Source organism: Vibrio sp. 10N (assembly GCF_036245475.1).
Lineage (GTDB): Bacteria > Pseudomonadota > Gammaproteobacteria > Enterobacterales > Vibrionaceae > Vibrio.
Genome location: NZ_BTPM01000001.1, coordinates 534,543 through 557,400 on the forward strand (window position 1 = coordinate 534,543; position 22,858 = coordinate 557,400).

At 48.3% G+C, this 22,858-nt stretch carries 13 protein-coding genes; 7 read left to right on the forward strand and 6 right to left on the reverse strand.

All coding sequences use genetic code 11. The annotated features are described in order from the left end of the window. Positions 1-13 precede the first annotated feature (13 nt). Positions 14-2,329, forward strand: coding sequence for a patatin-like phospholipase family protein (locus tag AAA946_RS02720; RefSeq protein WP_445206049.1), 2,316 nt, complete (start codon positions 14-16; stop codon positions 2,327-2,329). 301 nt (positions 2,330-2,630) lie between these two features. Next, positions 2,631-5,228: a bifunctional aconitate hydratase 2/2-methylisocitrate dehydratase gene (acnB, locus tag AAA946_RS02725; RefSeq protein ID WP_338163514.1), complete on the forward strand. Its 2,598-nt coding sequence runs from the start codon at positions 2,631-2,633 to the stop codon at positions 5,226-5,228. A gap of 79 nt (positions 5,229-5,307) precedes the next feature. Here the strand turns inward: acnB and AAA946_RS02730 are convergent, their stop codons facing one another. The 5 genes from AAA946_RS02730 to hemL form a co-directional block, all read right to left on the reverse strand. After that, a complete protein-coding gene (locus tag AAA946_RS02730; RefSeq protein ID WP_338163367.1) occupies positions 5,308-6,645 on the reverse strand; it encodes an IS4 family transposase in 1,338 nt (445 codons plus the stop codon). A gap of 134 nt (positions 6,646-6,779) precedes the next feature. Then, positions 6,780-10,166 (reverse strand): hybrid sensor histidine kinase/response regulator, encoded by a 3,387-nt coding sequence (locus AAA946_RS02735; RefSeq protein WP_338163515.1) that lies wholly within the window; start codon positions 10,164-10,166, stop codon positions 6,780-6,782. Positions 10,167-10,389: 223 nt separating this feature from the next. Further along, positions 10,390-11,412, reverse strand: a complete 1,023-nt coding sequence (gene rsmC, locus AAA946_RS02740) for a 16S rRNA (guanine(1207)-N(2))-methyltransferase RsmC (protein ID WP_338163516.1) — start codon at positions 11,410-11,412, stop codon at positions 10,390-10,392. A 66-nt stretch (positions 11,413-11,478) separates the two neighbouring features. Then, complete coding sequence (locus AAA946_RS02745; protein ID WP_445206087.1) at positions 11,479-12,552, reverse strand: AI-2E family transporter; 1,074 nt, start codon at positions 12,550-12,552, stop codon at positions 11,479-11,481. Positions 12,553-12,892: 340 nt separating this feature from the next. Further along, entirely contained in the window at positions 12,893-14,185 is a 1,293-nt protein-coding gene (gene hemL / locus AAA946_RS02750; protein ID WP_338163518.1) for a glutamate-1-semialdehyde 2,1-aminomutase, read from the reverse strand. Positions 14,186-14,502: 317 nt separating this feature from the next. On the opposite strand from hemL, the gene erpA reads away from it, so the two are divergent. The 5 genes from erpA to ilvN all read left to right on the forward strand — a co-directional run bounded on the left by erpA (position 14,503) and on the right by ilvN (position 22,044). Then, on the forward strand, positions 14,503-14,844 hold the full coding sequence (erpA, locus tag AAA946_RS02755; protein WP_042501206.1) for an iron-sulfur cluster insertion protein ErpA: 342 nt from the start codon (positions 14,503-14,505) through the stop codon (positions 14,842-14,844). 268 nt (positions 14,845-15,112) lie between these two features. After that, the gene (locus tag AAA946_RS02760; RefSeq protein WP_338163519.1) at positions 15,113-16,219 is read left to right on the forward strand and encodes an efflux RND transporter periplasmic adaptor subunit; all 1,107 of its coding nucleotides are present in this window, start codon (positions 15,113-15,115) and stop codon (positions 16,217-16,219) included. Positions 16,220-16,228: 9 nt separating this feature from the next. After that, positions 16,229-19,390 (forward strand): efflux RND transporter permease subunit, encoded by a 3,162-nt coding sequence (locus tag AAA946_RS02765; RefSeq protein WP_338163520.1) that lies wholly within the window; start codon positions 16,229-16,231, stop codon positions 19,388-19,390. A gap of 421 nt (positions 19,391-19,811) precedes the next feature. Then, positions 19,812-21,548: an acetolactate synthase 3 large subunit gene (locus AAA946_RS02770; protein ID WP_338163521.1), complete on the forward strand. Its 1,737-nt coding sequence runs from the start codon at positions 19,812-19,814 to the stop codon at positions 21,546-21,548. Between the two features lies 1 nt (position 21,549). Further along, positions 21,550-22,044: an acetolactate synthase small subunit gene (ilvN, locus tag AAA946_RS02775; protein ID WP_338163522.1), complete on the forward strand. Its 495-nt coding sequence runs from the start codon at positions 21,550-21,552 to the stop codon at positions 22,042-22,044. 124 nt (positions 22,045-22,168) lie between these two features. Here the strand turns inward: ilvN and AAA946_RS02780 are convergent, their stop codons facing one another. Then, positions 22,169-22,858: a BON domain-containing protein gene (locus AAA946_RS02780; RefSeq protein WP_338165759.1), complete on the reverse strand. Its 690-nt coding sequence runs from the start codon at positions 22,856-22,858 to the stop codon at positions 22,169-22,171.

A 22,858-nucleotide genomic window follows, 5' to 3' on the forward strand; every position in this document is an offset into this window, starting at 1 on the left:
AGCGCTTTTAGGGATGAATGTGAAACGCCTAACTCATTGGCTTTTAGCCGTCGCCACCTTCTCTTGTAGTGGAATGTTGGCTGCAAAAAATACGACGCCACAGGCAGAACATGCTGATGAACGCCCGACTATTGGTGTGGTGCTCGCCGGTGGCGGTGCTAAAGGGGCGGCGCACATTGGGGTACTAAAAGCGCTTGAAGAGATGCAAATACCGGTGGACATCATCACCGGTACTAGCATGGGGGCTTATGTTGGTGGTCTTTATGCTACCGGCATGAGTGCCGAAGAGATTGAAAGCTTCATCTACACGGTCGATTGGAATAATGGTTATCGCGATCGCGTTAACCGCAGTCAACGCCGTATTCGCGACAAAGAAGCCGAAGACCGTTATCAAATCCGTACCGATATTGGCCTGCACCTGGGCTCCATCGAAGCACCGAAAGGGGTGGTTCAGGGACAGAACATGCTGCGTATCTTGCGCAAAACTACGGGCAACCTTCCAGAATTTGACTCCTTTGACGAACTCGCTATTCCGTATCGCTCGGTGGCGACCGACATCCTTAAACTTGAACCTGTAGTCATGGAAGATGGTTATCTGGTGGATGCCATGATGGCCAGTATGTCGGTGCCGGGGGCATTACCTCCCTATGAGGTCGATGGCTATCTGCTGGTGGATGGTGGCGTGACCAACAACATGCCAGTCGAACTGGCAAAGCAGATGGGGGCTGACATCATCATTGCGGTGGATATCAGCAGTGATTACAAAACCCGGGAAGACTTCAATAGCTTTTTTAGTGTTGGTGAGCAGCTGTCGAACTACTTGGTAAGACGCAGCACTGAAGAGCAGATGCAAGTATTGGAAGAAGGCGATATCTATCTCCATCCCGGTGTGGGGCAAATCGCGACCACGGACTTCTCCTCTATGCCACGAGCTTACGATCTTGGCTATCAAGTGGCGTATCAAAATGAGCAGCAGTTGCGGGCTCTGTCGGTCAATGGTGCGCAATATCAGCACTACATTGATGGCAAGCAGGAAGCGAGGCGTGAGCTGTTGTATGGCGATGAAAATGTTGTCGACAAGATAGTGATCAACAACCAAAGCCATTACAGCGATGAGCTTATTACCACGCGTCTTGGTCTCAATGCAGGTGAAGTGCTTGAGACTGATGAAATTGAACAGCGTATCGAGGAGCTTTATGCCCTTGATCGCTTTGAGCTTATTACCTATCAATACAAAGAGGTCGATGGTGAGACAAACCTGTTGGTGAACGTTAAAGAGAAGTCGTGGGGTCCAAACTACATGGACTTTCGTTTCTATCTGGAAGAGGACTTTAACGCCAACAGTTTTTACTCCATTGGTGTCAGCACCAACTTCACCGATCTCAATGACCGCGGAGCGGAGCTGCGTGTCAACGCAGACTTTGGTACCGATAAGCGGGTTGAGGCGGAGCTTTACTCGCCGTTTATGCTCAATCAGGACTTTTTCTGGTTAGCTGGTGTGAAGTACAACAGTGATAAACGTAATGTACTTTGTGAGATCAACCCGTCAGGGGATGATTGTGTGAAGCCGGCGCTTAAAGGCAGTGCGGACTTTATCCCTGTTACCTATCGAGAGTGGGAAGGTCAATTAGCGGCCGGATATCAGCCTACGCTCTGGCAAGAGTTTAAATTTGGGGCACGATTCACTACGGGTGAGTCGCTTGTATCACCACTGCCATCGGCAGGTAAATTCGACTTTGACCGCAAAGGTTTGTTTGTTAACTATCGACTCGATACTTTAGATGACTTTAGTCTGCCGACCAAAGGCTGGTATGTGAACCTTGAGTACTTGCACTCTCGGGATAGCGGAGACCAGAACCTGAATACCGAAGTGTCGAGCTTTTCCGATTACGCTAAAGAAATCACAGTGGAGACGAAATATGCGCGCACGGTTGGGCGCAATACCTTTGTCGGTTCTGTCGATGTGGGCATGATCTCCACTGAGAACGACTCTCTACCGGTTAGCCCTCGAGAGTTGGGAGGGTTCTTAAACTTATCCGGTATCCCTCGCAATAGCCTGATTGGCCAGAACAAAGTCTTTGGCAGCTTAGTGTACCGTTATCGCTGGTTTGATAATGACTTTGGCATGTTCCAGTCGCCAGTCTATCTGGGGGCGTCTGCCGAATATGGTGGCGTTTGGACGGATGAGAATTTTTCAGATGCGCCGCTGTTTTTAGCGGGCTCCGTGTTTGCAGGAATAGACTCACCGGTTGGCCCCATTATGTTCTCCTATGGACAAGTGGAGACTGGGCTGCGTTCGTTCTACTTGATTATCGGTGCCGCCTACTAAGTTTGCTATCACTCAAGGTTATACCGAACATAAATGCTAAAAATGAAGGGCCAATTTGACGCTAAACTGTTGCGACATCAGTCGGAAATCGTTGATTTTTACTCAAACTTGCAATGTTGGTCAAAATGGGAAGATTTTAATTTAACGTTAAATTTGGTATCCTTCGCCCCACAGTTTGGCCTCTCTGGCGCTGTTGATTCAATTAGTTGAAGACGACCAATGGCAAGGGAGAGCCAAGTTTCCAAGGATGTCCACTCCGAATTCTAATTATAAGGAGGGACCGCAATGAGAGGAAAAAGTCGTGCTTGAAGCCTACCGTAAACACGTCGAAGAGCGTGCTGCCGAAGGAGTTGTTCCTAGACCCTTAGACGCTGAACAAGTTGCAGGACTTGTTGAATTACTAAAGAACCCGCCTCAAGGTGAAGAAGAGTTTATCCTCGATCTCCTAGAGAACCGTATCCCACCAGGTGTTGATGAAGCTGCTTACGTTAAAGCCGGCTTTCTGACGGCCATTACCAAAGGTGAAGTGGAATCACCTCTAGTGAGCCGTGAAAAAGCAGCACAACTACTTGGTACGATGCAAGGCGGTTACAATATCGAATCTCTCGTGTCATTGCTCGATGATGCAGAGCTTGCCCCAATCGCGGTTAAAGCCCTTTCACACACGCTACTAATGTTCGATGCATTCTACGACGTCGAAGAGAAAGCAAAAGCAGGCAATGCTTACGCGAAGCAAGTTTTGACCTCTTGGGCTGAAGCAGAATGGTTCCTATCTAAACCTGAACTTCAAGAAAAGATCACCCTGACCGTATTTAAGGTAACAGGCGAAACCAACACTGATGATCTATCACCAGCACCAGACGCTTGGTCGCGTCCAGATATTCCAGTGCACGCACTGGCGATGCTGAAAAATGCTCGTGATGGTATTGATCCAGACCAACAAGGCTCAGTTGGTCCAATCAAACAGATCGAAGCGCTTAAAGAGAAAGGTCACCAGCTAGTGTATGTGGGTGATGTTGTTGGTACGGGTTCTTCTCGTAAATCAGCAACGAACTCAGTGCTTTGGTTCATGGGTGATGATATCCCGAATGTACCAAACAAACGCGCTGGCGGTTACGTTCTTGGTGGTAAGATTGCACCTATCTTCTTCAACACAATGGAAGATGCGGGCGCGCTGCCTATCGAAGTCGATGTGACTAAGCTGAACATGGGTGACGTGATTGATGTTTACCCTTACGAAGGCAAAGTGTGCGACCACGCTTCTGGTGAAACACTGGCGGAGTTTGGCCTAAAAACAGACGTACTGATTGATGAAGTTCGTGCTGGTGGTCGTATTCCACTGATCATCGGTCGTGGTCTAACAGACAAAGCGCGTCAATCTCTGGGTCTTGCGCCATCTGAGGTATTCCGTCTTCCTGTTGCTGCTGAAGATACTGGCAAAGGCTACACACTTGCTCAGAAGATGGTAGGTAAAGCGTGTGGCGTTGAAGGTATTCGCCCTGGCACTTACTGTGAGCCTAAGATGACAACGGTTGGCTCTCAAGATACAACCGGTCCTATGACGCGTGATGAGCTTAAAGACCTTGCGTGTCTTGGCTTCTCTGCTGACCTTGTGATGCAGTCATTCTGTCACACTTCTGCGTATCCAAAACCAGTTGACGTGAACACGCACCATACCTTGCCGGACTTCATTATGAACCGCGCGGGTGTATCGCTTCGTCCAGGTGATGGTGTTATTCACTCGTGGCTAAACCGCATGCTACTGCCAGATACTGTGGGTACCGGTGGTGACTCTCATACGCGTTTCCCGCTAGGTATTTCTTTCCCAGCAGGTTCGGGTCTGGTTGCGTTTGCCGCGGCTACAGGCGTTATGCCACTGGATATGCCTGAGTCTATCTTGGTGCGCTTTAAAGGCGAAATGCAACCTGGTATCACGCTTCGCGACCTGGTTCATGCCATCCCTTACTACGCCATTCAGCAAGGTCTACTGACGGTTGAGAAAGCCGGTAAGATCAATGAATTCTCTGGCCGTATTCTAGAAATTGAAGGTGTTGAGCATCTAACGGTTGAGCAAGCGTTTGAGCTATCAGATGCTTCTGCTGAACGTAGTGCGGCAGGTTGTACGGTTAAACTGTCTCAAGATTCTATCTCTGAGTACCTAAACTCGAACATCACTATGCTTAAGTGGATGATTTCGGAAGGTTATGGCGATCGCCGTACCATCGAGCGTCGTATCACGGGCATGGAAGAGTGGTTAGCAAACCCAGAGCTAATGACGGCTGATGGTGATGCGGAATACGCACATGTGATTGAAATCGATTTGGCTGACGTAACAGAACCAATTCTGTGTGCACCAAACGACCCTGATGATGCTCGTCTGCTATCAGATGTTCAAGGCACAGAAATCAATGAAGTATTCATTGGTTCATGTATGACGAACATCGGTCACTTCCGCGCGGCAGGTAAGCTTCTAGATAAGTACAACGGTCAGCTTGATACGCGTCTATGGGTCGCGCCGCCAACGAAAATGGACCGCGACCAGCTTACAGAAGAAGGTTACTACGGCATCTTTGGCCGTGCTGGGGTTCGTATCGAAACTCCGGGCTGTTCACTATGTATGGGTAACCAGGCTCGCGTAGCGGATGAAGCGACGGTAATGTCGACATCAACACGTAACTTCCCGAACCGTTTAGGTACAGGTGCGAATGTCTACCTAGCGTCTGCGGAGCTTTCTTCAGTCGGTGCGATTCTTGGGAAGATCCCAACGAAGGAAGAGTACCTAGAGTACATGAAGCAGATCGACCCGACGGCAGCGGATACTTACCGTTACCTAAACTTCCATCGCATGGCTGAGTACACGGAAAAAGCAGATACTGTGATTTTCCAAGAGCCAGCGTAATTGCGATGATGGATAGCGGTGCTCGCGCCGCTTATCAACAATAAGCACTAAAAAACCACGGTCATCACCGCAACGTAGTTCATTTAAGAGGAGCAGCGTTGCGATTAACAGGGTATCGGGTTTTTGATATTTTTACCGCCCTAGGCCGGTTTGGCTTAGGGCGTTTGTCTATAAAGAGGATGGATAGGTCGCCTCGAAGGCTCTTTAAGCGTTTCGGCGTGTTACCTAAGGATACCGCTTTACTCATCACTTTGAGCTGGCTGGCTATAAATTGGCAAGCATACTTAAAACTTATTTCATTAGGTAAGCGCCCGTGTTCAACTGCGGCTTGACTAGCTTCTCGTCTCACCAAGTTATAACCAAGTAGCAGTCCCCATAGCTCTTGATAGACGAGATCGACTGTTTTGCTTCTCAACACTAAAGCGTTATGTTGCATCGAACTCTTGATATCACGATAACCTAATTCTATCTCCCACCTTTCATGATAAAGCTCTGCCACGGATTGAGCGTCATACTTGTCTCTAGGAAGAGAGGTAAACACCGTCTTGGATTTACCTTGGACCTCGTAAGTGACCGCCCTGACTGTCCATTTCTCAGGAAGATTAGGGTTCTTCTTACGAGCCTGTGGAGAGGTCTTCATCTCTACTAGCATGTCACTGCTTTCTTTATCGTCCAGTAGGGTATATTTGACTCCTTTCTTTGCAGGGAGAAGCCAATGTCTATTTATTCCACTGTTGTGAAGAGAAAGTAGTAAATCTGCTCCATAAAACCCTTTATCCAGTAATGTCACAGAGTTGTCTGGTAAAGCGTTGATGAAGGGCATCGCTAGAGGGATTTCACCTCGGCGATACGGGCTTATCGCTGCATCAACGATGACATGAGAGCGAACATTCATCATTGTCACAACCCTCAATACTGGATGAGGTGTTTGCCTGTTGCTAGACGTATTACCAGAGCCAAAATGTTCTCTTAATTCGGGTGTGTCAGCTGTTCTAAAAAGAGCACCATCTACAGCAAAAACCTGTAGGCCTTGCCAAGTATCATCAGGGTATCGCTCAAGCCCCCATGTTTTTCCGCATTGCTTAAACAGCCATTCTGGTGCTGCTTTACCTAAGCGCTGTCTTGCTTGGGTTAAAGCGCTCTTTGCCAACAGTTCTTCATCAGCAAGGCCATCAGCACAGACGTTCATTCTCCGTGCGACTTCGGCAATGGGTTCATTACGGAAAAAAGCCATACCAACAATTAACCACAAAACCATATCACTCGGTAGTCGGCGTCGACGGATTGTCGCTTTATCAGACAGAGAGGCTGCTTTAGCGACCCACTCATCAGGAATATGTTCAGAGAATGTGGTGAGCTGAGCTACATCGACAGGGTTTTCTTCGAGGAAGTCGGCAAAGAAGTTTTGAATAGACATAAAAAAATCGGAAACCTATAAACAGGTTTCCGATTGTCTCTCATCAGAAGGATCGGTCAACCGATCCTTATCTGATCTACATTGCGGTCATCACCGTGGTTTTTTTATGGGCTGAGTAAGCGGATTCGTTGGGGCTAACTTGTCAGCAGTCGCTGCAGTTTATCTCGTAAGCTGATGATGTAATCTCGCTCAGGGCCTTGTTTATGGCAGTGCTCCAAGATGTACTCGACGGAGCTGAGTACCGTGCGCCACCTTGGTGTTTTCGGCAGTGTTTCAAGGCGCAAATACTTATCTAAAGTTCGAGTTTGCAGTGTGCTACGGTCAAGGTAGACACGCCACAATCCGCTTTGTTCGGCAAAGGCAAACTTGGTCTGGCCGGTCACATCTTCCCAATAGCTCAGCGAGCTGGTCATGGTTTCTACCAGCACTTCGCGCATGATTTCAGGACGCGACTTCTCTTCACCTTCGGCTTTGTCGGCTAAGCGAGTGAACTCGCCACCCAGCTCTTTGAGTTCTTTGAGTTTGGCTTTGTCACCCTCGATTGCGTAGGTTGAAAGTGCATCGATGGCGGTTTCAAGGTTCTTCACTCGGCTGGCATCAAGCGACATTCCTTGCTCAAAAATATAGATGCTTTTCAGGCCAGAGCCTTCTGGAAGCATTAGAATGTCAGCATTGATGTGCTGGCGTATGTCGTCGACGAAGGCATCAATCTCACCAAAATAGTGGTCTTGATTTAAGTGAATAAACTTCGGGGCGACTAATTCTTCAACGCTGGTGCGCTTTAGTTGTTCAATAGAGCGCTTAAACAGTCGCGCCGCACTTTGGTTTGCGAATTGCACTTTTAAATCGTCACGAATACACAAAATGGCTTCTGGAGCGTTGTCGAGCTGCTCGATCAATCGCCCTTGGGTTTCGAGCAAGCTTGCTTCTACCATAGCACGCTGCTTGAGTTCGTATTTCAGATTTTGGTTTTCAGTGCGACGCTCTTCAGCCTTGCTAGCTTGCAAGTGCGCGGCGATACGCGCGGCGAGCTCAGGTTTACTGAATGGCTTGGCTAAATAGTCATTCGCACCGAGTTCAAAGCCACGCACTCTGTCCTCAGGCTGGTTGAGGGCAGTCAGCATAATGATCGGCAGTGCGGCATGATCATAGTTTTCTCGCACCGCTTCACACACTTCAAAGCCACTCATGCCTGGCATCATGATGTCCAATAGCAGCAGTTCGGGTTTGTCTTTTTCAATTTGCTCGAGCGCCTCAATACCGTCTTTGGCTAGGCGAACCTGATAGCCTTCGAGTCGTAGGAAGCTTTCTAAAATCCGTAAGTTGACGGGTTCATCATCGGCAATGAGCAGTACGGGACCGTCAGGATTTTCTGGAAGAACTTCCTCTTCCTCCAGTGCCAGCTCAGAAGATTCGGTAATTTGAAAGTGGCTTACTGAACTTGTCTGTGCCTGCGTTTCAATTTCTTGTTGCGTCGCCAGCGGCAAGGTAAAGCTGAACGTGGTTCCCACATGAGGCTGACTACTGACATAGAGCGAACCGCCCATGAGCTCGATGAGTTGACGGCTGATAGAAAGGCCCAGTCCAGCTCCTTGACGATAATGGCCTGAATCGTGTCCTGCCTGTACCAGAGGCTCAAAAATATGCTCTAGCTGTTTGGCTGGGATTCCTTGGCCAGTATCGACCACCTGAACGCGAATATGATCGCTCATGGCCGTTGCGGAGAGCACTATCTTACCTTCGTTGGTGTACTTAATCGCATTGCCCAGTAAGTTGTACAGCACTTGCTCCAATCGCTGTGGATCGGCGGAAATCAGTGGGAGTGGCTCAAGCACTTGGTTGATAATGCGGATCTTCTTATCACCGAGCAGGTGGTTAGACAGTTCAATCACCAACTGCGTCGTGCTAGTTAAACTAAGCGCCTGACGCTCAATATCAAGACTGCCATAGCGCATCTTGTGGTAATCAAGCAGGTCATCAACAAGGCTTGCTAGGCGCTGACCACTATTTACGATGATATCAAGTTGGTACTTATGATTGGCACCGATCGGGCCATTGGCCCCAGAGATCATCGCTTCAGCGATACCGATCATCCCATGCAGTGGCGTGCGCAGCTCGTGCGATGTAGTGGCGAGAAATTCGTCTTTAAGTTTATCGGCAAGCTGCAATTCTTCGTTTTGTTTTTTAATGATGGCCAGACTTTGTTCTAGCTCTTGGTTTTGACTTTTGATGAGCTCAATTTTGTCTTTAATGGAGCGTCGCATACGTTCAAAGCTGACTGCAAGACGACCAATCTCATCGGAGCGCTCTAGGTTGATAATCGACGGGTCGAGATCGCCCCCCGACGCGCGCTCAGCAGCCCAAGTGAGTTTGAGTAGTGGTGACGTAATAAAGTTGGATAGATAGTGCGAGGCAATAACGACCACGACGATAGCGGTCAACATCGCGACCACAAACAGAGTTTCCAGTTGATTGACGCTGGCAAAGGCAATGGCTTCTGGGGTTTCGACAACGAGTGCCCAGTGCGTTGTATTCAAAGCAATCGGCGCAAAGGCGGCGAAGTACTTTTCACCTAGCGTGCTTTGGTAACGGCTAACATCGGTAATCCCTGACAGCGCTTCAGAAATGACACTGTCGCTGTTGGCGATGGTTTGTGGTGTTAATCCAAGAATTTTTGCTGAGTGGTCGCTGCCGACAAGAAGAACACTGATGTCTTGTGGTGTGCCATCGGTGATGAGCTTGGTCATTCCGCTGATTGGCAGGCGGAACATGGCGTAGCTGTGCAAGTAACCTTGTTGGATGATAGGGGCACCGACCCAGGCGTATTGTTTACCTTCGTACTCTGCGAAGTCTGAAACGATGACAGGCGTATATTCTTCGTTTTCTTGGCGCTTTTGTTTCACTTCGGACTTAAGGCGCGCGAAGGTCTCACCCAGTACGCGAGTCGAGTAGCTTCCAGTCTCTAAGTTTGTGCCAAAGTAATCAAACTTATACACCGAGTATGTCACGTTACCTGCTAAATCGACCAAGATGATGTCATCGAAGTCGGAGCGTTTGAGGTGCTCCATGAAGGCTCGGTGATAACGTTTATGCAGTAATCGGTAGCGTTCGCTACCCACATAGCTGCTTGAGTCTGGGAGGATCGTGGTTTTTACTTGATCCCCCGAGCCTTGAATATAACGTTCTTGAGCATGGCGGCGTGCTTGCTCGATATCATCGCCAAGGCTTTGGAACGCATTGACCAGACCATAAAAACGGCCACCACTTGCAAACGCCAATTCCGAGCGCACAAAGCCCATGACTTCCGACTCTTGAGCGTTAAAGTAGTCGACGATTTGCTGCTTTTTGGTGTCACGCAGTGAGACCAAGTGGGAGGTGCTTTGATCGCGAAGATCTTGACTGTGTGCGTTCAGAAAGAAAAGCGCAATGATGGTTAGCGGGGTGATACTGAGTACCAAAAACGCCATCATTAGGGTGTTTTGCAATCGTTTAAATTTCTGTTTGCGACGCAGCTTTAACATGGGGGAAAGGTTCTCTCACTCAATGAACTAAACACTGTTAACCTTACCAATTTATAGACTTATTTTGTATTGGCAAGTAAGTGACCAGCAAATCGTGTGGGGACACACAAAATTGTCGCAGCTTTGCTGTTTTTGTAAGAAATTACCAGAGGTTAGCGGGATAGTCGCGCCACACGCTGCTAACTAGTAGAGCAGATGGCGCGATAAGTCATGACTTAGGACGTTATTTTGCAGCGTGATAAATGGCAAATTTGCGGTTTTTTGCAACCGTTTCACAGTGGCCAAATTGCTGCTCAATGATTGGTGGGTATTTCAGAAAGCTGTTCGCTACAATCCAAAGCTGGCCTTGTTTATTTAGATGCTTAGGAGCATCAGAGAGTAAGGTCTCTGTTGCAGAATAACTGGTATCTAGCCCTGCGTGAAATGGTGGGTTGCTGACGATAAAATCAAAGTCTTTGTCGATATCAGAATACACATCAGAGGCAAAAACCTCACCAGTTAACCCGTTAGCAGCCAAGGTTTGCTTACTTGATTCAATCGCAAACGCATTGATATCGCAGAGATTGAGCTTGCTGGTTGGGTTTTTCAGTCCCATGTATGCGCCAATAACGCCCGCACCGCAGCCAAAGTCGAGCACTTTGCCTGTTAGCTCTGGTAAGTTATTGAGCAGCAGCTGCGTACCGTGGTCGAATTCGCCGTGGCTAAAGACCCCAGGTAGGCTCTTAACTGTGATAGCGACACCATTGAGTTCAACATGGTAAGTTTTGAACTGGCTCTGTAAATCGAATGCTTCAGGTGCTTGTTGGCAAACGCCCCAGTAAAACGAGCAGCGTCGGGCGGAGTCGTATTTGTTGATTGGCCCATAAGCGGCAAACATTTTCTCAATGCTTTTTACTCCAGAGCGGTTTTCACCCACCACAACGATTTCGGTCTCTTTGCCGAGCGCAGCCAAAGACATGTGTAGCAGCATTTGGGCTTCTGCTTTTGCTTTTGGCCAGTACAGCAAGATCATGTCTGCATCAATATCGCCAGGAAGCGATGCGCCAAACAGAGTCTCAATTTTCGATGACGATTGAAGAGAGCGGTAAGTGATGTAGTTGCTGGTAAACACCGTCACTTTGTCACAATGGCGACTCAGTTCAACGGGAAAACTATCTTCAATTTCGCCAATGACCAACACACGCTTGCCGGCAAAATACTCTAGTTGTCGTTGTGCAATTTGACTGGGTGCGATGTAGCTTGCCATGGCAATGTTTCTCTCGAAATAAAAGGGGAGGCGATTCTCTCACAAACCCCTCCCTGAAAAAAGACTCTAGCTTCTATCTTGGCCATCGAGGAATTCTTTGAACTCCTCTTCGTACATGTTGAACAGCACCATGGTAATCGCGAAGATCAGTGGGCCATAAATAAGGCCGATGAGACCGAACAAGTGAATACCACCTAATAGCGAGAAGAAGATCATCAGGGTATTCATGCCTGCGCTGCCCTGCATCAGCAATGGACGTAGCACATTATCAATGGACCCTACCACTGCGATGCTCCAAATCGCCAAGAACAAGCCCCAGCCAGTATCACCAGTGATCAGAAGATAAGCGGTAGCGGGAATCCAAATCAGTGCTGTACCGACGACTGGGATAAATGAGGCAAAGCCCATCATGGTGCCCCAGAACAGACCGGGAAAACCTGCCATCCACATACCGAAGCCGCCAGCGGCACCTTGCGCGATGGCGGTTAAGAACGATCCCATCACGGCAGATTTAGACACTTTCTCAATTTCACTTAGTAGACGGTCTTCTTGGCTACGAGAAAACGGCAAAATATGGCGAATAGCCGCGATGATTTTGTCGTGGTCACGCAGAAGGAAAAATAACACAAACAACATCAAGAAGAAGTTCATCAGGAAGTTCGTGGCATCACCAAGGATTTTTGCGCTCATTGCGACTAGGTTCGAGCCCAGGGAAGTGGCGAACTCGGCCGCCTTTTGAGCAATGTCTTGAGGGTTAATCGCATCGAACGGCAGATATTCATTAACAAAATCCAACCCTGTGACGACCCAAGGGTGGGCGATGACTTCTTGAATGCCTCCTCCCGTGACCCATTGATACATGTTCTGGGAGAATACCGAGCCTTGCTGAACGATGGCACTGAATACCAGCATCAAAGGCATGACGATAATAAAGGTCAACACGATACAAGACAGCAAAGCGACGATGTTTTTGTGTTTAGGCAGTTTGCGTTCAATCCACTCATGGATAGGGAACATCAATAGTGACAGAATAAATGCCATGACAATGGAGTTGATGTAGGGCTCCACCAATAGGTAGCAGGCAAACCCGGCAAAGAGTAGGGCAACAATCAGTACCCAATGGCTGGCTGTCACGTTCATTTTGTTGTTCACAGAGTTTCCTTATCACTGGAAGTGTAGAGTGTTACATCATCAGGCTTCGACAAACGCTGACAGACATAAGCAGTGTTGGTCATATAATGGACGTAAATCACTGAGTGATCAATTTAAAATAGTGTCAGAACTGGTGCGCTAGGAGTGAGTAATGGGCTGTTGTAGTGACGATAAAAGTTGTAAGCAGAGCAGGAAAAAAAGGCCGCCCGTGCCGTGGTTTTCCATCACGATTGGGCTTTTGGTGCTGTTGGTTATTTTTAATTGGCAGGCGTAAAAAAGGGCTGAAGTAGTCAGCCCTTAGTAATGCGTTTGAGGCCTTGGCTCTCGATTATGCTTCTTGTGCCAGCATAGCAAAGCAGCGATCAGCCGCTTCAAGCGTCGCATCGATTTCTTTTGAGCCATGTGCTAGTGAAGTAAAGCTTGCTTCGAATGCAGATGGCGCAAGATACACACCGTGATCAAGCATTAGGTGGAAGAAACGCTTGAATCGCTCAACGTCACATTTCGCCACGTCCTCGTAGCAAGTGATGGTCTCTTGTTCTGTAAAGAAGAAGCCGAACATGCCGCCAACTTGATTAACCACCAGTGGAATGCCGTGCTTATCAGCAAGTGATTTGAAACCATCCGCAAGCTGCTTAGTTTTTAGCGCCAGGCGTTTTTCGTTGCCTTCTTCAGATAGCAGTGTCAAACAAGCGTATCCTGCGGCCATGGCGATTGGGTTACCAGATAAGGTACCAGCTTGGTAAACCGGACCTGTCGGAGCAATGTGTTGCATCACTTCCTTGCGGCCACCAAATGCGCCGACTGGCATGCCACCACCGATGATTTTACCTAGAGTTGTTAGGTCTGGCTTGATGTTGTAATAAGCTTGCGCGCCGCCTTGAGCAACACGGAAACCGGTCATAACTTCATCAAAGATAAGCAGTGCGCCTTCGTCATCACAGATCTGACGCAGACCTTCGTGGAAGCCTTCAACCGGTGGAATACAGTTCATGTTGCCCGCAACAGGCTCAACGATGATACAAGCAATCTCGCCTTTGTTTGCTTCGAATAGCGCTTTTACAGACTCAAGGTCGTTGAAGCGTGCTGTTAATGTGTACTTAGCAAAATCAGCCGGTACGCCTGGTGAGCTTGGCTGACCAAGTGTTAATGCACCTGAGCCTGCTTTTACGAGAAGGCTGTCGGCGTGGCCATGGTAGCAGCCCTCAAATTTGATGATTTTGTCACGGCCGGTGTAGCCGCGAGCGAGACGGATGGCACTCATGGTCGCTTCCGTACCTGAGCTCACCATGCGCAGTTGTTCCATAGAAGGGACTAGTTTGCGAACCAGCTCAGCCATGTTGATTTCCATTTCGGTTGGTGCACCGAAGCTAAGACCGCGCTGAGCCGCATCGATCACTGCATCACGAATCACTGCGTGGTTGTGACCAAGGATCATCGGACCCCATGAACCTACGTAGTCGATGTAGGCTTTACCATCAGCATCAAACATCAATGGACCATCGGCGCGTTCAACGAAAATAGGTGAGCCACCTACGCCGTTAAAGGCACGAACCGGAGAGTTAACACCACCAGGGATGGTCTGTTGCGCTTTTTCATATAGCTCTGCTGATTTGGTCATGGAAAGTTCCTCTTTGCTTGTTCGGACCAAGTGTGCAGCATTGTACATCTACAAATCGAATCGAGAAGTGTTTTGAGCACATTTTCTTATATTGATACGAGTTTTAGGTACATCTCTATTAATTTGAGTTTGTCTAATACTTGAACGAAGCACTCAGGTATTAGATAATCGCCGACAATAACTTTACAAATTACAATGATGCTCGGCTAAGTATTGAGCGCTGTTAATTCATCGCAGCCTGTTTTATCCGCCAATGATTGTCACGATTTTGGTTGGGTGAGATAAGCGTGTGCGGCAGAGTAGCAAGAGAGGTTCCCGTGAGTGATGTAGCTATTCCATTAAATTTTTCTGAAGCGGCGGCGACGCGTGTAAATGCGTTGATCGCAGAAGAAGAAAACCCAGAGCTTAAGCTTCGTGTATACATCACCGGTGGTGGCTGTAGTGGTTTTCAGTACGGTTTTACTTTCGATGAGAGCGTTAACGACGGTGATACCACGATTGAAAAGTGTGGTGTGACGTTGGTCGTTGACCCAATGAGTTTGCAGTATCTAGTCGGTGGTACAGTGGACTATACCGAAGGACTAGAAGGCTCGCGCTTTTTCGTTGATAACCCGAACGCCACAACGACCTGTGGTTGCGGCGCATCGTTTAGCGTGTAGTTTTCACAGTCATGACAAGAGAAAGGTGAACATCAGGTTCGCCTTTTTTTTGCTTTAAATACGAGGTAGGTTAAAAAAACACCACGGACAGGTAGCGGAAGTGTTAGCTGGCGGTGATTTGTTTGTTACACTCGAGGTAATGGTCAGCGCGTGGTATCTGGCAGAAAGGTGTCGTTTAGCGATTGATTATTGGTTGTTTTTTAAACCGGATGCTGTTTAGAATCGTAGAACGTCAACAGTGTCGGATTACAATAATAGGGAAATTATTATGCCAACTACTCAACGTGGCAGCTTTCTATCAAAACGTCCTTGGCTAATTTCATTGGTATGCGTATTGGCGCTATCTACTTGGCTAGGTCTGGGTGTGCTAAAAGCTGAAGAAGCACCCACCCAGAAAAAAGAACAAACCATTCCGCTCGCTCGAGTTGTCTATCAACAATTTACCGCTGAAAAGATCGACAAGAAAATCGACTTGTACGGTCGTACCGCACCGGATCGTACAGCGCGTCTCGGCGCTGAAATTGCGGGCAAAATCATCAAGCTCAACGTTGAAAAAGGCGATGAGGTCAAACAAGGTCAGGCGATTGCACAGATTGATAAAGGTGACCTTAATATCCAGTTAGAGCGTGCACAGGCCATGCTCAATGTTAGGCAACAAGAATTCAATGCATCTAAGTCTTTGAAAAGCAGAGGTCTGCAAGGCGAAGTGGCTTACTCGACTGCTGCGGCTAACCTGACAGAAGCAAAGGCGATGGTCAGTGCGGCCAAATTGGCGCTGCGTAATACAACTGTGACCGCGCCATTTACCGGTATTGTTGACCATCTGTCGATTGAACTCGGTGACTTTGTAGGGGTTGGCGATCCGGTAGCAACCTTGATTGACTTAGACACTCTAGTGATTGAAGCGGACGTCAGTGAGCGTCACATTCAAAAGCTTACACCTAACCAAACCTCGACAATTCGTTTTATTGGTGGTGAGGAAGTGACTGGTACGCTGCGCTACATTTCCCGTGTCTCGTCGGCTTCGACGAACACCTTCCCTATTGAAATTGCCGTTCCGAATCCAGAGCAGCGCATTCCTGCTGGTGTCAGCGCCGAAGTAGAGCTGGCACTGGATGAGCAGTTGGCAATTAAAATTACCCCGGCGATGTTAGCCCTAGACGAAATTGGCAACCTTGGAGTGAAAACACTTAAAGGTAACCATGTTGACTTTGTGCCGATCCAGCTGGTGAAGGCAGAACAAGATGGTGTTTGGCTGACCGGTCTTGGCACTCAAAGTGACATCATCGTGCTCGGCCAAGGTTTTGTACGCCATGGTGACGAAGTTGACGCCATTAGCGTTGCTGAGGCGAATCAAATCGCCGAACAGCAGTAGGGAGGCCGTATGTTTGCATTGATTGATGCGGCGCTGTCGCGTTCGAGAACCATGCTCAGTCTGTTGGTTTTGGTGTTAGTTGCGGGGATCGTGACTTACAACACCATTCCCAAAGAATCGAGCCCAGACATCACGATCCCGATTATCTATGTGTCTGTCGGACACCAAGGGATTTCGCCCGATGACAGTGAACGATTGCTGGTTAGGCCGTTAGAAAAAGAGTTGCGTTCGATTGAAGGCGTCAAAGAGATGAGCGCCGTGGCGTCAGAAGGCCACGCATCGGTAACCCTTGAGTTTAACGTAGGTGTTGATTTGACTAAGGCGATGGCTGACGTCCGCGATGCGGTGGATCTTGCCAAGCCGAAACTGCCTGAAGACAGTGATGAGCCGACGGTCAACGAAGTGACCTTTGCCTCCCAGCAGCCCGTGCTGTCTGTGGTGCTTTACGGTACTGTCCCTGAACGTACGATAGTGCAGTTGGCTAGACAGCTGCGTGACAAACTAGAAAGCTATCGCCAAGTATTGGAAGTCGACATTGCTGGTGACCGAGAAGACATTGTGGAGATCGTCGTCGATCCACTGCTGATGGAAAGTTACGGCCTTGATCAAGGAGACATTTATAACCTGATCGCCCTTAACAACCGTGTAGTAGCCGCGGGCTTTGTTGATACCGGTTACGGCCGTTTCTCAGTGAAAGTGCCATCGGTATTCAATAGCCTAAAAGATGTCTTGGAGTTGCCTGTTAAGGTCGATGGCAAACAAGTGATCACCTTTGGGGATGTTGCGACGGTGCGCCGCGCCTTCCGTGACCCAAACAGTTTTGCTCGTCTTGATGGCCGTTCTGCGGTGGTCCTGGATGTGAAAAAGCGCGCGGGTGAAAACATTATCGAGACCGTTGCGCTGGTTAAAGAAGTATTGCGTCAAGCCCAGCTTCGTGAAGAGTGGCCAAACAACCTCCAAGTGAAGTTCACCAAAGATGAGTCGAAAGATGTAAAGAACATGCTTAATGATCTGCAGAACAACATTTTGTCGGCGATCATTTTGGTGGTGATTGTGATCATTGCCATCCTCGGGGTTCGTACTGCCTTATTGGTGGGGATTTCGATTCCTGGCTCGTTTCTTACTGGTTTGCTGGTGCTGTCGGTATTTGGCTTAACGGTCAATATTGTTGTGCTGTTCTCGCTGATTATGGCGGTCGGCATGCTGGTGGACGGTGCGATTGTTGTGACTGAGTTTGCTGATAGGCGGATGCAAGAAGGAATGGAGCGAAAAGAGGCCTATCGTGATGCGGCAAAACGCATGGCGTGGCCGATCACCGCATCAACGGCAACGACATTGGCCGCTTTCGCGCCGCTGCTGTTTTGGCCGGATATTACCGGTGAATTTATGAAGTTCTTGCCGATGACGCTGATTGCGACATTGACGGCATCTCTGGTAATGGCACTGCTGTTCGTCCCAGTACTGGGAGGTTTGATTGGTAAACCGCAATATGTCTCGCCGGAAAAGCAAAAGAAAATGGTGGCGCTGCATGAGGGTGAGTTCGATAAGGCCACTGGCATTACTAAGCTCTATCACCGCACCTTAGATATCGCTCTAAGCCATCCGTTAAAAATTCTCATGCTGGCTATCGCTTTGGCGGTGGGTGTTGGTTTCACTTACAACAAAGCCGGCCTTGGCGCTGAGTTCTTCCCTGAAGTGGATCCGCCGTTTTTCAACGTTAAAGTGCGCTCTCACGGTGACTTGTCCATCAATGAAAAAGATGAGGTGATGCGCGTCGTTGAGAAAGTGATGCTGGGTCATGATGAGTTTGAGAGTGTTTACACCAAAACCGGCGGTAAAGATGAAATTGGCGTCATTCAAATAACGCCGGTGGATTGGCAATATCGCCGCAAGGTGCCAGCTATCATCGAAGAGCTAAAACAAACCACGGATCAGTTTGCTGGTGTGGAGATTGAATACAAGTTCCCGGATGCGGGTCCTCCGGTTGAGCATGACTTAGTCATCGAACTGTCTGCTCGTATCCCAGGCGGTTTGGACGCTGCTGCGAAACAAGTGCGTCGCTGGGCCGATGGCAATGACAAGTTGACTAACGTTAGTGACACGTCAAACAAGCCAGGGATAGACTGGCAAATTGATATCAGCCGCGATGATGCCGCTCGCTTTGGTGCGGATGCTACGTTGGTGGGTAACACGGTGCAGTTTGTGACGAACGGCCTGAAAATTGGTGATTATCTTCCTGATGATTCAACAGAAGAGGTGGATATTTTGGTGCGATTCCCAGAAGAGCATCGTGATATTGGTCGTTTTGATGAGCTTAGGGTTAAGACACCGGCAGGTCTGGTTCCTATCACCAACTTCGCCAAAATTACTCCAGAGCCAAAGCAAGACACCATCAATCGTTTAGAAGGCGTGCGCGTTATTAATGTCAAAGCCGATATGGCGGATGGTTACAATCTGGCGGTAGAACTGCCAGGCTTTATGGAGCAGTTGAATCAGATCGAACTGCCAAGTGGGGTTGAGTTTGTCATCAAAGGCCAAAATGAAGAGCAGAAAAATTCGTCTGAGTTTTTGCAAAGTGCCTTTATGGTCGCGTTGGCCGTCATGGCGCTGATATTGATCACCCAGTTCAATAGCTTCTATCAAGCGCTGCTGATTTTAAGTGCTGTGATCTTCTCGACCGTGGGTGTGTTTGCGGGTCTACTGGTGTTCCAACGTCCGTTTGGCATCATAATGTCGGGCATTGGCGTTATCGCGCTCGCTGGGATTGTCGTGAATAACAACATCGTGCTTATTGATACCTACAACCAGCTCATCAAGCGCGGTTTAGATAAACGAGAAGCGATATTAAGAACAGGCGTGCAGCGTTTGCGCCCAGTGATGCTCACCACAGTCACGACGATTTTGGGACTGATGCCGATGGTTCTGGAAATGAACGTCGATCTCATTAATCAAAAGATCGAGTTTGGCGCGCCAAGCACTCAGTGGTGGTCGCAGTTAGCAACGGCGGTCGCGGGTGGTTTGGCATTTGCCACGGTACTCACTCTGGTTCTGACGCCCTGCTTGTTGATGCTGGGCAAAACCGAGCAACAAAAACAGCAGCCGTCGATGCTAAGGCGAACATTGCGACGATTGAGGTCTAAACCTATAAAAAAGCCCGTTAAAGCGGCGTAGCGTAACAAAGCCCCATTTTGTTGACTAACAGATGGGGCTTTTTGATTGATATTGGGTAGTGATTTTGAACAAGTAATCAGAATTGTTGATGTGTTTGTGTCGTACTTTTACTGATTGACTAGAATTTTACTCTGAATTTATCGCCTGATGCCACAGGGGTGTTTGTCTTTGCAGGGTTGATTAAGACAAATGTTGGCAAACTCGTCATTTCAAAGGGAAGTATGTTTTTTGCGGTCTTTGTCGGGTTAGATCTTATGCAAAGAAAGCGTTACAGTTGTTGCGTAAACATACTGCTTGTTATGACAAGCTATGTGACATAGCCGAAAGTGAGTAATTTCGATTTAGGCTACGAATAAGACCTAACTATGTAATGCCAGCTCAATGACAACCTGATTATTGAGGCAACTGGTAAGGAGACAATATGGCAGATTCAACCCCAGAAATGCTATCTGGTGCAGAGATGATCGTTCAATCTTTGATTGACGAAGGTGTACAACAAATCTTTGGTTACCCAGGTGGTTCCGTTCTTGATATCTACGATGCGCTGCATGAAAAGCGCGAGAATATCCAACACGTCCTCGTTCGTCATGAACAAGCCGCGACACACATGGCTGATGGTTACGCACGTGCTACCGGTAAACCGGGTGTGGTACTTGTGTGTTCAGGCCCTGGTGCGACTAACACCATTACCGGTATCGCTACCGCTTACATGGACTCGATCCCTATGGTCGTGCTCTCTGGTAACGTGCCGAATAACTTAATTGGTAATGATGCGTTCCAAGAGTGTGACATGGTGGGTGTATCACGTCCTGTGGTTAAGCACAGCTTCCTATTACAACGTGCGGAAGATATCCCTGAAACGCTGAAGAAAGCCTTCTACATCGCGTCGACTGGCCGCCCAGGCCCGGTTGTAGTTGATATTCCGAAGGACGTAATGAATCCGCAGATCAAATTCCCTTACGAGTACCCAGAAACCGTTAAGATGCGCTCATACAACCCGACCACTTCGGGTCATAAAGGGCAAATCAAAAAAGCGCTGAAAGCCATTTTAGAAGCGAAAAAGCCGGTTCTGTATGTGGGTGGCGGTGCCATCATGTCGGAAGCAGATCAGCATCTTATTAAACTGGCAGAGACGTTGAACTTGCCGGTTGTTAGCACGCTAATGGGGCTGGGTGCGTTCCCTGGTACACATAAAAACTCACTAGGCATGCTTGGTATGCACGGTACTTATGAAGCTAACCTGGCGATGCATAATGCCGATCTTATTTTTGGTGTGGGTGTACGTTTTGACGATCGTACTACCAATAACCTCGAGAAGTACTGCCCAGATGCGAAGGTAGTACATATCGATATCGACCCTTCTTCTATCTCGAAAAACGTTCGCGCTGACTTGCCAATCGTTGGCTCTGCGGATGTGATCTTAGAGACCATGCTTAAACTTCTGGTAGAGCAGGGCGGCACTAATGACGAAGCTGCGCTCAATACTTGGTGGGATGATATTGCCTCTTGGAAGGAGCGTAACTGTCTTGGTTACGAAACTTCGGAAGAGCGTATTAAGCCACAGCAAGTAATTGAAGTGCTGCACAAACTGACGGGCGGTGATGCATTTGTGGCATCCGATGTGGGTCAGCACCAAATGTTCGCAGCGCTCTACTATCCGTTTAACAAGCCACGCCGCTGGATCAACTCAGGTGGTCTTGGCACCATGGGCTTCGGCTTCCCAGCAGCGATTGGGGTGAAGTTTGCATACCCAGATGAAGAGGTGGTGTGTGTCACCGGTGATGGCAGCATCCAGATGAACATTCAAGAGCTGTCGACGGCCATGCAATACGATGTGCCAGTTAAGATCATTAACCTCAACAACCGTTTCTTAGGTATGGTGAAACAGTGGCAGGATATTATTTATCAAGGCCGCCATTCCAACTCGTACATGGACTCGGTTCCAGATTTTGCCGCTATTGCTGAAGCTTATGGTCACGTGGGCATTCGCATCTCGAACCCAAGCGAGCTGGAATCTGGCCTGAAGAAAGCGTTAGAGATGAAAGATCGCCTCGTGTTCGTTGATATTAACGTTGACGAAACAGAGCACGTTTACCCGATGCAAATCAAAGGGGAAGGCATGGATAAGATGTGGCTAAGCAAGACGGAGAGAACTTAATATGAGACATATCATTTCGCTACTAATGGAAAACCAACCGGGTGCACTTTCTCGCGTGGTTGGCCTGTTCTCTCAGCGTGGCTACAACATCGAATCGCTCAACGTATCGCCAACCGATGATGAGACGTTATCACGTCTGAATATCACTACTGAATCGGATGAAATGGAGCTTGAGCAGATTCAAAAGCAGCTACACAAGCTGATTGATGTTCTCAAGGTTCAGGAAGTGACTGAGTTTGATCACATTGAGCGTGAGCTGATGATGGTGAAAGTCAAAGCGAGCGGCTTTGCACGTGCAGAAGTGAAACGCACAGCGGATATCTTCCGTGGTCAGATTGTTGATGTCACATCATCGCAATATACGGTTCAACTCGCAGGTACAGCTGAAAAGCTTGACGCGTTTGTGTCAGCGCTCTCAGAAGTGACGGATGTGGTTGAAGTGGCTCGAAGCGGTATTGTGGGCATTGCTCGTGGTGAACGCGCACTTAAGCCATAAGCCAAACTAAGTTATCGATTTAAGATAAGGCCAGTCTAGTGACTGGCCTTTTATGCTATTGAGCCTAGAAACAAAAACAGCCAGCAATTATGCTGGCTGTTGTACTTTTCTGTGGTTGGAAGCTTTAGCCTTCGATTTCCACAAAAGGTGCAGGCTCTTCGATGATCGGCTTCATCTCCTCTTCTTGTTGAGGCTGCTCTGCCGCTGGAGCTGGTTGTTCTGGTTCAGCTTCTGTGTTGAGCTTTTCTTGTTGCTCACTGAATTGGAACGCACGGATAACTTGTTTTACACCCGATACATTTCTGGCGATTTCCGTTGCCACATCGGCGTGCTCTTTAGACACATAACCAAGCAGAAACACTTCACGGTCTTCAGTGATCACTTTGACCTTCACACCGTTGAGTCTTTCGTCGGTTAATAGCGCTGACTTTACCTTAGTGGTTAACCAGCTGTCATTACTGATTTGTGTGAAAGTCAGTGGCTGTTTAATACGGACTTGGTTGTAGACAATTTGGACACCATTGAGTCCTTTTACTTGGCTTTCCAACTGACTACGTAGGGCTTCGGTATTTGCTTGGCCCATGAGCACAACTGTGCCGCGTTGTGAGCTGGCAACGACACGAACGTTGCCGACATAAGGAGCTTTGTTGCCCATGCCTGCGACTTCAGACTCTAAAGCGCTGTCATTCCAAATCTCTTTGGTAGTGCGAGTATCGGTAACTAGGCTTACCGTCGTTGCGGCGCCGGCGACAAACAGTCCCGCACAGCCAGAAAGTAGAACGCTGGCAAGGACCAGCGTCATCACTTTGTACAT